This is a genomic window from Streptomyces sp. RG80 (assembly GCF_040446465.1).
Classification (GTDB): domain Bacteria; phylum Actinomycetota; class Actinomycetes; order Streptomycetales; family Streptomycetaceae; genus Streptomyces.
Genome location: NZ_JBEAAJ010000002.1, coordinates 223,124 through 237,047, shown reverse-complemented (window position 1 = coordinate 237,047; position 13,924 = coordinate 223,124). Strand labels below are relative to the sequence as shown.

General features: G+C 71.1%; 14 protein-coding genes. 4 read left to right on the top strand and 10 right to left on the bottom strand.

The features are described 5' to 3' along the window. Positions 1-10: 10 nt before the first annotated feature. From ABKA17_RS07030 to ABKA17_RS07005, 6 genes are all read right to left on the bottom strand, one after another. Positions 11-757 carry a GntR family transcriptional regulator gene (locus ABKA17_RS07030; protein ID WP_353690999.1) on the bottom strand — a complete coding sequence of 249 codons (747 nt, stop codon included), beginning with the start codon at positions 755-757 and terminating at the stop codon, positions 11-13. A 16-nt stretch (positions 758-773) separates the two neighbouring features. Continuing rightward, complete coding sequence (locus ABKA17_RS07025; protein WP_353690998.1) at positions 774-1,964, bottom strand: CaiB/BaiF CoA transferase family protein; 1,191 nt, start codon at positions 1,962-1,964, stop codon at positions 774-776. 126 nt (positions 1,965-2,090) lie between these two features. Beyond that, entirely contained in the window at positions 2,091-2,357 is a 267-nt protein-coding gene (locus ABKA17_RS07020) for a hypothetical protein (RefSeq protein WP_353690997.1), read from the bottom strand. A gap of 38 nt (positions 2,358-2,395) precedes the next feature. After that, entirely contained in the window at positions 2,396-3,829 is a 1,434-nt protein-coding gene (locus ABKA17_RS07015) for a FadD3 family acyl-CoA ligase (RefSeq protein WP_353690996.1), read from the bottom strand. A 16-nt stretch (positions 3,830-3,845) separates the two neighbouring features. Continuing rightward, positions 3,846-5,024 (bottom strand): amidohydrolase family protein, encoded by a 1,179-nt coding sequence (locus ABKA17_RS07010; protein ID WP_353690995.1) that lies wholly within the window; start codon positions 5,022-5,024, stop codon positions 3,846-3,848. Between the two features lie 38 nt (positions 5,025-5,062). Next, the gene (locus tag ABKA17_RS07005) at positions 5,063-6,625 is read right to left on the bottom strand and encodes an AMP-binding protein (protein ID WP_353690994.1); all 1,563 of its coding nucleotides are present in this window, start codon (positions 6,623-6,625) and stop codon (positions 5,063-5,065) included. A gap of 97 nt (positions 6,626-6,722) precedes the next feature. On the opposite strand from ABKA17_RS07005, the gene ABKA17_RS07000 reads away from it, so the two are divergent. Continuing rightward, a complete protein-coding gene (locus ABKA17_RS07000; protein WP_353690993.1) occupies positions 6,723-7,442 on the top strand; it encodes an enoyl-CoA hydratase/isomerase family protein in 720 nt (239 codons plus the stop codon). A 36-nt stretch (positions 7,443-7,478) separates the two neighbouring features. Here ABKA17_RS07000 and ABKA17_RS06995 read toward each other — a convergent pair whose 3' ends face one another. Genes ABKA17_RS06995 through ABKA17_RS06980 form a run of 4 tightly spaced genes read right to left on the bottom strand, consistent with a single transcriptional unit; the run spans position 7,479 to position 11,759 of the window. After that, positions 7,479-8,240: an SDR family NAD(P)-dependent oxidoreductase gene (locus ABKA17_RS06995; protein WP_353690992.1), complete on the bottom strand. Its 762-nt coding sequence runs from the start codon at positions 8,238-8,240 to the stop codon at positions 7,479-7,481. Then, positions 8,237-9,073: a TauD/TfdA dioxygenase family protein gene (locus ABKA17_RS06990; RefSeq protein WP_353690991.1), complete on the bottom strand. Its 837-nt coding sequence runs from the start codon at positions 9,071-9,073 to the stop codon at positions 8,237-8,239. The genes ABKA17_RS06995 and ABKA17_RS06990 overlap by 4 nt, the downstream gene beginning before the upstream one ends. 26 nt (positions 9,074-9,099) lie before the next feature. Beyond that, positions 9,100-10,314, bottom strand: a complete 1,215-nt coding sequence (locus ABKA17_RS06985; RefSeq protein WP_353690990.1) for a CaiB/BaiF CoA transferase family protein — start codon at positions 10,312-10,314, stop codon at positions 9,100-9,102. Continuing rightward, on the bottom strand, positions 10,311-11,759 hold the full coding sequence (locus ABKA17_RS06980) for an aldehyde dehydrogenase family protein (protein WP_353690989.1): 1,449 nt from the start codon (positions 11,757-11,759) through the stop codon (positions 10,311-10,313). Before ABKA17_RS06980 ends, ABKA17_RS06985 begins: the two co-directional genes overlap by 4 nt. Positions 11,760-11,974: 215 nt before the next feature. Between ABKA17_RS06980 and ABKA17_RS06975 the strand changes: the two genes are divergently transcribed. The 3 genes from ABKA17_RS06975 to ABKA17_RS06965 are packed head-to-tail and all read left to right on the top strand — an operon-like array spanning position 11,975 to position 13,916. After that, positions 11,975-12,793 carry an NAD(P)-dependent oxidoreductase gene (locus tag ABKA17_RS06975; protein ID WP_353690988.1) on the top strand — a complete coding sequence of 273 codons (819 nt, stop codon included), beginning with the start codon at positions 11,975-11,977 and terminating at the stop codon, positions 12,791-12,793. Between the two features lie 33 nt (positions 12,794-12,826). Continuing rightward, positions 12,827-13,687: a mycofactocin-coupled SDR family oxidoreductase gene (locus ABKA17_RS06970; protein ID WP_353690987.1), complete on the top strand. Its 861-nt coding sequence runs from the start codon at positions 12,827-12,829 to the stop codon at positions 13,685-13,687. Positions 13,688-13,724: 37 nt separating this feature from the next. Then, positions 13,725-13,916: a ferredoxin gene (locus ABKA17_RS06965; protein WP_353690986.1), complete on the top strand. Its 192-nt coding sequence runs from the start codon at positions 13,725-13,727 to the stop codon at positions 13,914-13,916. The last annotated feature ends 8 nt before the right edge of the window (positions 13,917-13,924 follow it).

Here is a 13,924-nt window from a genome sequence, read left to right as displayed (position 1 = left end):
CAATTGCTCCTCAATGGCCGCTGCGCCGCAGCCGTACGCGGTACGAGTAGTGCTCGGGCAGGAAGTGGCTGATCGCCAGCTCGACGGGCTGTCCGGCGGCCGACTGGTAGACCCGGTCGATGCGCAGCAGCGCGCGCCCCGGTTCGCAGCCGAGCTGTCCGGCGAGTTCGCGGGTGGCCTCCGCGACCGTGATGCTCTGCTCGGCCTCGGCGATCGGCTCGGACAGCCGGCCGTCGAGCAGACCGATGACGGTGGCGGGGCTGGGGGTGCCGGGCTCGGTCAGTTCCGGGACCGACTCCAGCAACTGGCCGACCGCGGGCGGCAGGAAGACGGCGGTGTGACAGAACACCGTGTCCTCGTGCAGCCGGAGGAAGGCCAGCTTGTGCACCCGGTCGGTGTGCAGACCGAGGCGGCCCGCCGCGTCGACGTCGACCCGCCGATGCAGGGGGGTGACGACGTGCATACGCGTGTCGATGGACAGGCCCATCAGGTCGTCCACAGACCCGAACTGGCGCAGGTACTGCTCGTCGCGCGGGGTGGCGAAGGTGCCGCGTCCCGGCACCCGGTGCACCAGGCCCTCCGCCACCAGGTCCTGGAAGGCCCGGCGTACGGTCTGCCGGCTGATGCCGCGCTCCTCGGCCAGTTGGGCCTCCGTCGGCAGCCGCACCCCTTCGGGGTAGTCGTGCCGCAGGATCGCGGTGCGCAGCTCGCGGGCGAGCTTCAGATACGTGCTCTCACGCTGGGGTGGCTCAAGCATCGACGTCACCCCGTGATCAGACGACACCGTCGGCGCGCAGCGCCTCGATGCTGTCGTGGCTGTGGCCGAGCGCGGCCAGGATCGCGTCCGTGTGCTCGCCCACAGCCGGTACGGGGTCCATACGGGCGGGCAGCCCCGCGAGGTCGGCCGGCGGCAGCAGCGCCTGCACGGTCGCGCCGGGCACGCCCACCTCCCGCCAGCGGCCGCGGGCGGCGAGGACGGGATGGTCGAGGAACGCGGCGATGTCGTTGACCCCGGCGCAGGCGATGCCGATGTCCTCCAGGTCCTTGAGGATCTCCGCGGCGTCGGAGCGGGCGCAGCGCTCGGCGACGAGGGCGTTCACCTCGTCGCGGTGGGCGACCCGGTCGGAGCCGGTGGCGAAGCGCGGGTCGTCGGTCAGCCCGGGGTCCCCGAGGAACTCCGCGCACAGGGCGGCCCACTCGCGTTCGTTCTGGATCGAGAACAGCACGTCCTTGCCGTCGGCGGCCGTGAAGGTGCCGTAGGGCGCGATGGTGGCGTGCTGGCTGCCCAGCCGTGGGGGCTGGCTGCCGCCGTAGCGGGTGTAGTTGGCGGGCTGGCCCATCCACTCGGCCAGTGCCTCGAAGAGGGAGACCTCCACCGGGTGGGCCCTGCCGGTCGTGGCGCGGGTGTAGAGGGCGGTGAGGACCCCGCTGTAGGCGTACATCCCGGCGGCGATGTCGGCGACGGAGATCCCGACCCGCGCGGTCTCCTCGGGGGTGCCGGTCAGGGACACCAGGCCGGTCTGGCACTGCACCAGCAGGTCGTAGGACTTGCGGTCGGCCCAGGGGCCGTCGGTGCCGTAGCCGGAGATCGTGCACGGGATCAGCCGCGGCCGGTGCTCGGTGAGGGTCTCGGTGTCGAGGCCGAGGCGGTCGGCCGCTCCGGGGGCGAGGTTCTGCACGAAGACGTCGGCGTCGTCGAGGAGCCGGTGCAGGATCTCCAGACCGCGCGGGTCCTTGAGGTCCAGGGTGAGGGATTCCTTGGAGCGGTTCAACCAGACGAAATAGCTGGAGTGACCGTGGACGGTCGTGTCGTACCGGCGGGCGAAGTCGCCGCCGCCCGGCCGCTCCACCTTGATCACGCGGGCGCCGAGGTCGGCCAACTGCCGGGTGGCATAGGGGGCGGCCACCGCCTGCTCCAGGCTGACGACCGTGATCCCGGACAGAGGAAGCTGCGGGACGCTCATAAGGCCTATTTGTACGGCCAAATCAGCGCCATCGTCAAAGTGATCCTGGTCATTTGTGCGTACCGGCCACCGACCCTCGCCGTCCGGGAGGAAGGACACTCGGTCCTCCCTCCCCACCTCGCGTGATCAGGACGAACGGCTCGGATGGCACAGCACCATCACGGCGCGGGCGACCAGTTCGCCGGCCCCGCCGAGTTCCTGGCGGTAGCGGTCCGTCATCTCCCGTACGGTCTCGGCGAACTCGGGGTCGACGGCGCGGGCACGCGCGGGGGGAGGCAGCTCCTGGGCCATGGCGCGGCGCCGGGCCAGGAGGGTGATGATCTCCTCGTCGAGACGCTCTATCCGGTCCGGTGACGGGTCCGCCGTCAGGTCGGCGGTGTGGTTGGTCGTCACAGTGGTTCTCCGTTCTCCCGCGGGTGACGCGACGAGCCTCATCGCAATTGGTCCTTCAACACCTTGCCCGTGGCGCCGACCGGCAACTCCTCCCGGAACTCCACGGATCGGGGCACCTTGTATCCGGCCATCCGTTCCCGGCTCCAGGCGATCAGCTCCGCCTCCGACACCCGGCCGTGCCGTACGACGTAGGCCTTGCCCACCTGTCCCATGCGGGCGTCGGGGACGCCGACCACCGCGGCCTGGGCCACGTCCGGGTGCTGGAGCAGGAAGCCCTCGATCTCGGCGGGGTAGGCGTTGAAGCCGCCGACCACGAACATGTCCTTCTTCCGGCCGACGATCCGCAGCCGGCCCCGCTCGTCGAGCGTGCCGAGGTCGCCGGTGTGCAGCCAGCCGTCCGGGTCGACGGCCTCGGCGGTCGCGGCGGGGTCGTCGAGGTAGCCGAGCATGACGCTGTAGCCGCGCACCAGCACCTCGCCGTCGTCGGCGACAGCGACCTCCAGGCCGTCGCAGGGGAGGCCGACGGTCGTGGCGATGTCCTCGAAGGAGTCGCCGGACCGGGAGGCGGTGACGGTGCCCGCCTCGGTCAGGCCGTAACCCGTCATGATCGTCCGGAAGGGCAGTTCGCTCCTGATCCGGCGGACGAGTTCCACGGGAATGTCCGCGGACCCGGTGACCGCCGCCCGCAGCGAGGACAGGTCGCGGCCGCCCTTCGCCTGGGCCTCCAGCAGGGAGTGGTAGAGCGTGGGCGGGCCGGGCAGCATGGTGACCCGTTCGCGTTCGACGAGGTCGAGCACGTGGTCCACGTCGAAGACCGGCACCGGGAGGACGGTCGCGCCCCGGATCAGGGAGGCGATACAGCCGGCCTTCCAGCCGAACATGTGGAAGAACGGGTTGACGACGAGATAGCGGTCGCCCTCCCGCAGATCCGCCAGGTCGCACCACTCCGTGAACAGCCGCAGGTTCTGCGCGTGCGTCATCAGCACGCCCTTGGGCCGGCCGGTCGTCCCCGAGGTGAAGATGATGTCGGAGAGGTCCGACCTGCCGACCTCGCACTCGTACGGTGATCCGCTCGCGAGGAAGTCCGACTTCAGGTCGATCACCGGAACGCCGGGCGGCCCGGCGAACTCCAGGCCCAGGAAGCCCTGTTGGACCAGGAGGGCCTTGGCTCCGCTCCGTACGACGATGTCGTGCGCCTCGGCCGTCTTGAACCGGGTGTTGACCGGCACCAGCACCCCGCCGGCGGCGAGCAGGCCGAAGCCCGCGACCAGCCACTCGGCGGAGTTGGGCGCCCAGATCGCCACCCGGTCGCCCTTGTGGATCCCCAGCGCCGCGAACGCGCCCGCCGCCTTCCGTACCCGCTCGGCGAGTTCGCTGAAGGTGAGGCGCAGCGGGCCGTCGACGACCGCCTCGGCGGTACCGAAGCGGTCTGCGGCGCTGAGCACCATCCGGGGGATGGACTCCCATGTCATGCCGGGATCAGCCATGTCATGCGGGGATCAGCCGGGCCAGATTGCCGCCCATGATCTTGGCCTGGTCGGTCACGGCAAGGCCCTGGATGGCGTTGACGTACGAGGTCGGCTGGGACAGGCCCTCCGGGTGCGGGTAGTCCGAGCCGAACAGGATGCGGTCGACGCCGATGAGGTCGACGAGTCCGCCGAGGTCCTCCTCGTAGAACGGGCTGACGTGGATGCTGTCCTTCACGGCCTGCACCGGGTCGCCGAGGAACTCGTTCGGCATCTTCTTGTACACGTCGGCGAGTTGGTCGAGCAGCGGCGCCACCCACGAGGAGCCGTTCTCGATGAGGGCGATCTTCAGCTCGGGGAAGCGGAACAGCGCGCCGTGGCACACCCACGCGGCCACCGCGTCCTGGATCGGCCGCCACTCGGACACCGTACGGAAGGCGTTGGGCTTGAACGGCAGCATCTCGCCCTGCCCGCCCTCCCAGTCGCTCGTGTACTTGGCGTAGCCGCTGTCGGAGGAGTGCATCGCGACCAGCACGCCGGTCTCCACGACCCGCTTCCAGAACGGGTCGAACTCCTCCAGCGCGAAGGAGCGCGAACCGCCGTAGCCGGGTACCGGGGCCGGACGGATGAGAACGGCCTTCGCGCCGCGCTCCACCGCCCAGTTCAGCTCCGCGATCGCCTTCTCGACGATCGGCAGCGTGATCACCGGTGTGGTGAAGATGCGGTCCTTGTAGTTGAACGACCAGGTTTCGTACAACCATTCGTTCAGCGAGTGGATCACTGCGTGGATCAGCTCCGGGTGATGCCGCATCCGCTCCTCGATGAGGCTGGCGAGCGTCGGGAACATCAGGGTCCGCTGGACACCGAGTTCGTCCAGCAGTTCAAGGCGCGGTCCGGGCTCGCGGAACGCCGGGATCGAGCGCATCGGGTCGCCGAAGATCTCCCGCCGGCTCTTGCCCTCGGGGTTGCCGACCCGGAAGTACTCCTCCATGGCGCCGGGGCGGGCGACGACCTCGAAGGTCGGGTTCGGGATGTACTCGCTGATCTGCCCCAGGATCGCGATCTTCGTACGGCCGTTGACCTGTACGTACTGGATCGCCCCCGCGTACTCCTTGGGGAGGTGCCTGGTCAGCGCCTCCTCGGTCTCGTACAGGTGGTTGTCCGCGTCGAAGAGCGGATACGGCAGCGCACGCGACGTCATGAGACCCTCCTTGGCGATTTGTGAGAATCATATTCTCATCATGTGCGTACGGCAATGTCCTGCCGCAGCCGGAACTTCTGGACCTTGCCGCTCGCGGTCCTCGGGAAGTCGGTCACGCCGTGCAGTTCCTCGGGCCACTTCTGTCTGGCCAGACCGGAGTCGTCGAGGTGGGCGCGCATCCCGTCGAGGGTGGGGAGGGGGTGGTCCGGCAGCATGCGCAGGAATGCGGCGGCGTGTTCGCCGAGCCGGGGGTCGGGGGCGGCGACCACCGCGGCCTCCGCGACGCCGGGAAGGGAGAGGAGGACTTCCTCGACCTCCTGGGCGCTGATGTTCTCGCCGCCGCGGATGATGATGTCCGCCTTGCGGTCGGTGACGGTGAGGTAGCCGTCCTCGTCGAGGACGCCGATGTCGCCGGTGCGGTACCAGCCGTCCTCGTCGAAGGCCCGCTCGGTCAGGGCCGGGTCGGTGTAGCCCAGGCACAGGTCGGGGCCCCGGCTGAGGATCTCGCCGTCCTCGGCTAGGCGTATCTCCACACCGGGGAGCGCGTCCCCGTCCGTGAACAGCCGTTTGGACTCCGGGGCGTTGAAGCCGGACGACGTGATCGAGGGATGCTCGGTGCTGCCGTAGGCCCGGAAGACATGGATGCCCAGGCCGGCCAGACGGGTCGTGACGGCCGCCGGGACCGACGAACCGCCCAGCCCCGCATGCCTCATGTGCCGCAGATGCCCCTCGGTGAAGTCCGGGTGATCGAGGAGGCTCGTGACGTAGTAGGGGGCGCCGCCGCCGATGTGGAGATCGTGACGGGTCATCAACTCCAGTGCCCGGCCAGGGTCCCAGACGTCCGTGAGGTTGACCGGTGAGCCCTCCAGTACCGGGATCAGGAAGGCGTTCACCATGCCGATGAAGTGGCCGATCGGGGCCGCGGTGAGCTGGTGGCCGCGGTCGGGCGGGTAGCTGGCGGCGAGTTGGCGGGTCTCGTGGCCGAGCGTCCGATGGCTGTGGATCACACCCTTCGGATCGCGGGTCGTGCCGGAGGTGAAGGCGATCAGGGCGGGGGCCGCAGGGTCGGCGGGCAGGGCGCCGGAAAGCGGGGTGTCGCTCAGCAGGTCGTCGAAGGGCTGGATGTGCGGTTGCCGCCGCGTGACTTGCCCGATCACGCCGACGACGGGAACGTGCGCGCACAGCTCGGGCCGGAACTCCAGCCGGCCGAACCGCTCGGCGGTGACGAAGACGCTCGGCCGTACCGCGTCGAGGATGTAGCCGACCTCCTTGCGCCCGTAGAAGTGGACGATCGGAACTACGGCCGCCCCGAGGATCGCCGAGGCCCAGAACACCGCGGCGGCCTCCATCCAGTTGGGCAACTGGAAGGCGACCGTGTCCCCGGGGCCCACGCCCCGCTCCCGCAGCCCGCCCGCGAGCCGGCGCGCGACCCGCTCGACGTCCCCGAAGGTCCCGGACCAGGGGCGGACCGCGGAGTGCACCCGGAACCCGACGTCGGGCGCCGCCGCCAGGCCCCGCGTCAGCAGGTCGCCGATCGTGTCCCTGGTCCACCAGCCCTCTGCCTCGTAGCGCTCGGCCAACTCTGCGGGGATCCTTCGCATGTGCCTGCTACCTCCCGTACTGCGATGCGGCTCCGATAGGCGGCGCATACGCTATTCTCGGATTTGGAGAATGCCAATATCCCTCGGGGGGAATCGCGTGATCGACCTCGAACTGGACGGCGGTCTGGCCGTCCTCACGATCGACCGCCCGCACGCCCGTAACGCCATCTCGCTCGACACCATGGACGAGCTGGCGAAGGCGCTCGACGCGGCGGAGGGCGCGCGGGCCCTGGTGATCAGAGGGGCTGGGGAGCGGGCCTTCGTCTCCGGGGGAGACCTCAAGGAACTCGCCGCGATCCGTACCGAGGACGCGGCGGCGGCGATGGCCCGGCGGATGCGGGGCATCTGCGACCGGATCGCCGCCTTTCCGGGGCCTGTCGTCGCCGCGCTCAACGGTCATGCCCTGGGCGGCGGGGCGGAGGTCGCCGTCGCCGCCGACATCAGGGTGGCCGCGGACGACATCAGGATCGGCTTCAACCAGGTGACCCTGGCGATCATGCCCGCGTGGGGCGGCGCGGAACGCCTCGCGGCGCTGGTGGGACGGGGCAGGGCGCTGCTGCTCGCGGGCACGGGCGCGGTGCTCGACGCGGCGGAGGCGCACCGCGTCGGGCTCGTCGACCAGGTGCTGCCGCGCGCGTCCTTCGAGGAGGGCTGGCGCGCGCTGGCCCGCTCGCTCGCCACCGTCCCGGCCGGCGAGGTCAAGCGCGTGGTGTCCGGCGGCACTTCACCCGAGGAGGCGGTCCAGGCCTTCGCCCGGCTGTGGGTGGCCGACGCGCACTGGGAGGCGGCGGACCGGGTGCTGGCCCGCGGGAAGTGACGTGATGCGTGCCCGTCGGGTCGCCGGTCGTGCCGTTCAGGTGTTGCGCCCCCCGTTCACCCCGATCACCTGCCCGGTGACGTAGCCGGCCTCCTCGGACACCAGGAAGGCGCACGCGGCCGCGATGTCCTCCGGGCGGCCGGCGCGGCGTACCGGGGTGCGTTCGGCGTGGTGGTCCACCGAGCCGCCGAGCAGGCCGCGCTCCTCGGAGTCCCGCAGCATGGGGGTGTCCACGAACCCCGGGGGGATCGTGTTGACCGTGATGCCCGCGGGGCCGAGCTCCAGGGCCAGCGACTTGGTGAGGCCGATGAGGCCGGCCTTCGAGGCGACGTAATGGGTCATGTACTGCTGGCCCGACTGGGCGCTGGAGGAGGAGATGTTGACTATCCGGCCCCAGCCCGCGTCCCGCATGTCGGGGACCACGGCCTGGCAGAAGTAGAACGGGCCGTTGAGGTTCACGGCCATGATCCGGTTCCACGTCTCGTCGGTGATCTTCAGGAACCCCTGGGTCGCGGACACCCCGGCGTTGTTGACCAGCACGAGCACCGGCCCGCCGAGAGAGTCCCGCACCCGTCGTACGGCGTCGTCCACCTGTGCACGGTCCGATACGTCGACACCGCCGAAGGCGAGCGCCTCGTACCCCTTGCGCCGTGCCTCCTCGGCCACCCCTTCGGCCGCCTCGGTGTTCAGGTCGAGGACGGCCGTGGCGAAGCCGTCCTCCGCGAGCCGCAGCGCGATGGCCCGCCCGATGCCCGAACCGCCGCCCGTGACCAGGGCGGTACGCCGTTCGCCGGTCATGCGACGAGCTCCTCGCCCGCGAGGGAGGTGCGGTGCATCAGGCGGGAGGAGGCCTCGCCGTAGGGCAGCGCCCGGTGCAGCATGCCGGTGTTGTCCCAGATGACGAGGTCCCCCTGGCGCCACCGGTGGCGGACCACGGACTCAGGCCGCGTCGCCCGCTCCAGGAGCCCGTCGAGGAGCGCCCGGCCCTCGTCGGCGGGGCGGCCGACGATCTCGCCGGCGGTGGCGCCGATGAGGAGCGACCTGCGGCCGCCGGACCGGGTCCAGACGAGCGGCTGCTCGCGGGACGGGTTGCGGTCCCAGGCCGCGCGCTCCTTCGGCGACGGGTCCGGGGTCACCAGGAGCTGCGAGGCGGCGAAGCTGTGCACCACGCGCAGCCCGTCCAGCTCCTTCTTCTCCGCCTCCGAGAGCGCCTCGTACGCGGCGAAGGTGTTGGCGAACTCGGTGTCGCCGCCCCCGTCGTCCGAGATCTGGCGTGCCGTCAGAAGCGTGGCCTTGTTGGGGATCTCGTCGGTCGTCCCGTCGATGTGCCAGTGGAACGTCCCCTCCCGGTAGGCGGCCAGCGGGCTCTTCGACGGGTCGCGGGTGATCCGCTGGATCTCCTGGTGGGTCGGGTGGCCGCCCATCGGCAGCGGGACGATCTCGCCGAGCATCCGGCTGAAGGCGACCAGATCGTCGTCGTCGAGATGGGCCTCGCGGTAGATCACCACGCCGCGCCGCTCCAGGGCGGTCCGGCACTCCTCGGCGACCGCGCGGTCGACCAGGCGGCTGCCGCTCAGGCCCGCTATCTCGACACCGGTGGTCGGGGTGATCTCGGTGACGGTGACTGTCATGGCTGTCCCTTTCCGTAAGCGAGGACTCAGGTCACCGCGCCCGCGGCCTTGAGCGCGAGGATGCGGTCCCAGTCCAGGCCCAGCTCCAGCAGGATCTCCTCGGTCTGCGCGGCGAACTCCGGTGCCGGACCGCCGGGACGGCGCGCCTCGACGTCGAACTGCACCGGGCTCGCGGCGAGTTCGAGCTCCCCGGCCCGCACCACGTACTCGTTGGCCCGCACCTGCGCGTCACCGCCCACCTGCAACGAGTCCTGCACCGGCGCCCACGGCCCGGCCAGCGTGGCGAAGCGTTCGGTCCAGTCGGCGAGGGTGCGGCCGGCGATCACCTCGCGCAGGATCTTGACCGCCTCCTCGGTGTGCGCGGCGAGGTCGGCGGCGGTCGAGAAGCGCGGGTCCTCGGCCAGTTCGGGCCGCTCGACGTGCCGGCACACATCCGCCCAGAACTTGCCGGGCTGCATCATCACGAACGCCAGATAGCGGTCGTCGGACGTGCGGTACAGCCCGGACAGCGGGTTGGTGGGGGAGCCGTGTCCGCCCGCGGGCGGCGCGACCATGGGCCGCTCCAGATGCAGGGAGAGGGCGATCCCGTGGCCCATCGCCCAGACCCCGCTGCCCAGCAGGGAGACGTCCACGACCGGCGCCTGCCCCGTCCGCTCGCGCTGGAGCAGGGCCGCCGCGATGCCCCCGGCGAGGTTGGTACCGGAGATGGTGTCGCCGTAGGCCGGTCCCGGCGGCGGGATCATGCCCTCGACGCCGGGCGGGGTGAGGCTCGCGGCCGTGCCCGCCCGGGCCCAGAAGGCGGTCATGTCGTAGCCGCCCTTCTCCGCCTCCCTGCCGCGCGGACCGAGCGCGCTGCCCCGGGCGTACACGATCCGCGGGTTCACCTCACGGATGTCGTCCACGTCGATCCCGAACTTCCGCCGGGCCGACGGCAGGAAGCTCGTCAGGAACACGTCCGAGCGCCGGGCCAGGTCGTACAGCACCTCCCGGCCCTCGGGTCGTGCCATGTCGAGGCCGATGCTGCGCTTGCCCCGGTTGGCGTGCTCGACGTTGGGGTTGGGATCGCCCTCGACCCTGAACGTGCCGGTCTGCCGCAGACCGCGCTGCGGATCGCCGTTGACCGCGTGCTCCACCTTGACGACGTCCGCGCCCCAGTCGGCGAGCACGGCACCGGCGGACGGCACGAAACCGTACATCGCGACCTCGAGCACCCGTATCCCGGCCAGCGGCCCCGTGCTCATACGACCACCGCCCCGAAGGTCTTGCGCTCCATGAACTCCTCCAGACCGTCCACGCCCTTCTCCCGGCCGATCCCCGACTGCTTGTAGCCGCCGAAGGGGGTGTCGGAGAAGAAGTAGTTGCCGCCGTTGATGCTGAACGTGCCCGTGCGGATCCGCCGGGCCAGGGCGATCGCCCGCTCCTCGTCGGCGCTGTGCACCGCGCCGGACAGGCCGTACACCGAGTCGTTGGCGATCCGGACCGCGTGGTCCTCGTCGTCGTAGGGGATGAGGGCGAGGACCGGCCCGAAGACCTCCTCCTGGGCCAGCTCGCTTCCCGGGTCCACGCCGCCGAGCAGCGTCGGTGTGTAGAAGAAGCCCGGGTCCACCCGCTTGCCGCCGGTCAGCAGGGTCGCGCCCGCCTCGACCGCGCGCCGGACCATGCCGTCGACCTTGTCGCGCTGCCGCTCGCTGATCAGCGGGCCCATGTACGTCCTCGGGTGGCCGGGGTCGCCGTATCGCACCCGCTCCAGCGCGGCCGCGACCTGCTCGGCGATCGTGTCGTGGTGGGCGCGCGGCACCAGCATCCGGGAGGTGATCGCACAACTCTGGCCCGCGTGCAGGCAGATCATGTACGCCGCGTACCGTGCCGCCGCCGCGAAGTCGGCGTCGTCGAGGACGATCAGGGCGGACTTGCCGCCGAGTTCGAGGAAGACGCGTTTCACCGTGCCGCTCGCGGCGGCCATGATGCGGCGGCCGGTCGCGGTGGAGCCGGTGAAGCTGACCATGTCGATGTCGCGGTGGGTGGTGAGCAGTTCGCCGATGGCCGCGTCCGAGGAGGTCAGTACGTTGACCACGCCGGGCGGGATGTCCGTGTGCTCGGCGATCAGTTCGCCCAGGGCGAGGGTGACCAGCGGGGTGTCGGGGGCGCCCTTGAGGACGACCGTGCAGCCCGCGGCGAGGGCCGGAGCCAGCTTCGCCAGGGCTAGTTGGGTCGGGTAGTTGTAGGGGACGATCGCGGCGAGGACGCCGCCGGCCTCCTTCTCCACCCAGCGGCGGTGCCGCCGGCCCAGGTACTCGACCTCGCCCAGGTCCTCGGTCAGCGGATGGGTTTTGAGCAGGTCGGCGTAGTAGCGGACCAGGTCCACCGGCTCGTCGAGCTGCTGGCCGTGGGTGAGCATCCGGGGCGCGCCGACCTCGGCGATCGTCAACTCCCGCAGCTCTTCGAGGTGTTCGGTGAGCGCGGTGTGGAGCCGGTCGAGGCAGTGGACGCGGAACTCCGGGTCGGTGGACCAGCTCGTGGTGTCGAAGGCGCGACGGGCGGCCGCGACGGCGGCCTCGGCCTGGTCGGTCGTGGCGTCGGGGGCGTGGCCCAGAACGTCGCCGGTGGCCGGGTCGAGCGTGGCGAACGTCCGGTCGGCCCCGACGAGTCGCCCGTCGATGAGCAACCGCCTGTCCGGGGGTGGCATCCCGTCCCCTTCCCGTTGGAAATGACGTTCGGAAATGGCGTTCTCGAATTGGGAGAACAGTACAGCGGCGCAACTTCCACGTCACGACCTCGGTCCGGATCGGTCGCGCTTGTCACGCGCAGACACAAAGTCGCCACGCGGACCTTCCGGGAGGCGAAGGTTGAAAGTATGGTTCTCGCATTCGGAAGGGAGATTCTTGTGACCCGGGACGGAACGTGACACGCGTCGGCCTCGTAGGGGCCGGGCGCATGGGCCGACCGATGGTGCGCAGGCTCGCCGAGGCGGGGCACGGGGTACGGGTACTGGCCCGCTCGGCCGAGGCCCGTACCGCGCTCGCCCAGGAGCCCGCACGGGTGGTCGGGCGGCTCGCCGAGGTCGGCGAGGGTGCCGACGTCGTGCTCGTCTGTGTCCACACCGACGAGCAGGTACGCCAGGTCTGCCTCGACAGCGCGCTGTTGGACGCCCTGCCGAACGGCGCCGTCCTCGTCGTGCACACCACCGGCAGCCCGCACACCGTCGAGGCGATCGCGGCTCGCGGCGTCCAGGTGGTCGACGCCCCGGTCAGCGGCGGCCCGCCCGATGTCGCCGCCGGTCACCTCACCCTCTTCGTGGGCGGCGCCGACGACACCGTCGCCCGCGTCCGCCCCGTCCTGCGCGGTTACGGCGACCCGGTGCTGCACGTCGGCCCGCTGGGCGCGGGACAGCGCGTGAAGCTCGTCAACAACACCGTCTTCGCCGCCCAGCTCGGACTGCTCGCCCACGCGACCCGGCTCGGCGCACAACTCGGCCTGGACGAACGGCCTTTGCTGGACGCCCTCACCCACGGCAGCGCGTCGAGCCGCGCGCTCGCCGGAGCCGTACGCCGCGGCTCGGTCGCCGAATTCGCCCGGGCCACGGCCGAGTTCCTCGGCAAGGACCTCGACGTGGTCCGCGCGGTCGCCGCCGAACTCGGAGCGGACCTCGGCGCGCTGGCCCGGATGCTCGACGCGGCGACCCCCGCGGGCGCCCCCACCACCGCCGCGGGCACCCCCTGAAACCCACCGAACGACAACGTGAGGACACCACCCATGGGACGAGTTGAGGGCAAGGTCGCGTTCATCACCGGCGCCGCCCGCGGTCAGGGCCGCAGCCACGCGGTACGGCTCGCGGAGGAGGGCGCCGACATCATCGCGGTCGACCTGTGCCGTGACTACGAGACCGTCGGCTATCCGATGGCCACCCCCGAGGACCTCAAGGAGACGGTCCGCCTGGTCGAGGAGCAGGGCCGCCGTATCGTCGCCCGCCAGGCCGACGTACGGGACGTCGGCCGGCTGAAGGAGGCGCTGGAGGCCGGGCTCGCCGAACTCGGCGGCCTGGACATCGTGGTGGCGCAGGCGGGCATCGCCCCGTTGCGCGGCGAACCCAAGCTCCAGGCCTGGTGCGACGCGATCGACGTCGACCTCATCGGCAGCATCAACGCCATCCAGGTCTCCCTGCCGCACCTGCGCGAGGGCGCCTCCGTCATCGCCACCGGCTCCACCGCCGCCCTCATGGAGCACGGCATCGTCGACACCCCGGGCTCCAACCCCGGCGGCGCCGGCTACGCCTACGCCAAGCGCGCCCTGTCGGAGTACGTCCACGAACTCGCCCGCAACCTCGCCCCGTTGATGCAGCGGGCCAACGTCATCCACCCCACCAACGTGGACACCCGGATGCTCCAGAGCGAGCCGATGTACAAGTCGTTCCGCCCCGACCTCGAACAGCCCACCCGCCAGGACGCCGAGCCCGTCTTCGCCGTACAGCAGGCCATGCCGATCCCGTACGTCGAGCCGGTCGACATCAGCAACGCCGTCCTGTTCCTGGCCTCCGACGAGTCCCGCTACATCACCGGCACCCAACTCCGCGTCGACGCCGGCGGCTACCTCAAGTGGTACGACTGGCGCCGCTGAAGCGCCGGGGACGACAGAAGCGACAAGGAGGCAAGCCGTGAAGGTCCGAGTCGATCCGGAGCGCTGCCAGGGCCACACGCTCTGCTGGATGACCGCTCCGAAGGCGTTCGAGCTGGACGAGGTCGACGGCCACTCCTCGGCCGTCAGCGAGGACGTACCGGCCGATCAGGAAGAGGACGTGCGGGAAGCCGCGCACTCGTGCCCGGAACGGGCCATCCAGATCTTCTGAAGGGAAGG

What these genes read in the sequence shown, in the direction of transcription:
- ABKA17_RS06970 (WP_353690987.1), top strand. Translation starts at nt 12,827, where the DNA reads ATGGGACGAGTTGAGGGCAAGGTCGCGTTCATCACCGGCGCCGCCCGC.
- ABKA17_RS07005 (WP_353690994.1), bottom strand. Translation starts at nt 6,625, where the DNA reads ATGCGAAGGATCCCCGCAGAGTTGGCCGAGCGCTACGAGGCAGAGGGC.
- ABKA17_RS06980 (WP_353690989.1), bottom strand. Translation starts at nt 11,759, where the DNA reads ATGCCACCCCCGGACAGGCGGTTGCTCATCGACGGGCGACTCGTCGGG.
- ABKA17_RS06990 (WP_353690991.1), bottom strand. Translation starts at nt 9,073, where the DNA reads ATGACAGTCACCGTCACCGAGATCACCCCGACCACCGGTGTCGAGATA.
- ABKA17_RS06985 (WP_353690990.1), bottom strand. Translation starts at nt 10,314, where the DNA reads ATGAGCACGGGGCCGCTGGCCGGGATACGGGTGCTCGAGGTCGCGATG.
- ABKA17_RS07010 (WP_353690995.1), bottom strand. Translation starts at nt 5,024, where the DNA reads ATGACGTCGCGTGCGCTGCCGTATCCGCTCTTCGACGCGGACAACCAC.
- ABKA17_RS07025 (WP_353690998.1), bottom strand. Translation starts at nt 1,964, where the DNA reads ATGAGCGTCCCGCAGCTTCCTCTGTCCGGGATCACGGTCGTCAGCCTG.
- ABKA17_RS07030 (WP_353690999.1), bottom strand. Translation starts at nt 757, where the DNA reads ATGCTTGAGCCACCCCAGCGTGAGAGCACGTATCTGAAGCTCGCCCGC.
- ABKA17_RS07015 (WP_353690996.1), bottom strand. Translation starts at nt 3,829, where the DNA reads ATGACATGGGAGTCCATCCCCCGGATGGTGCTCAGCGCCGCAGACCGC.
- ABKA17_RS06995 (WP_353690992.1), bottom strand. Translation starts at nt 8,240, where the DNA reads ATGACCGGCGAACGGCGTACCGCCCTGGTCACGGGCGGCGGTTCGGGC.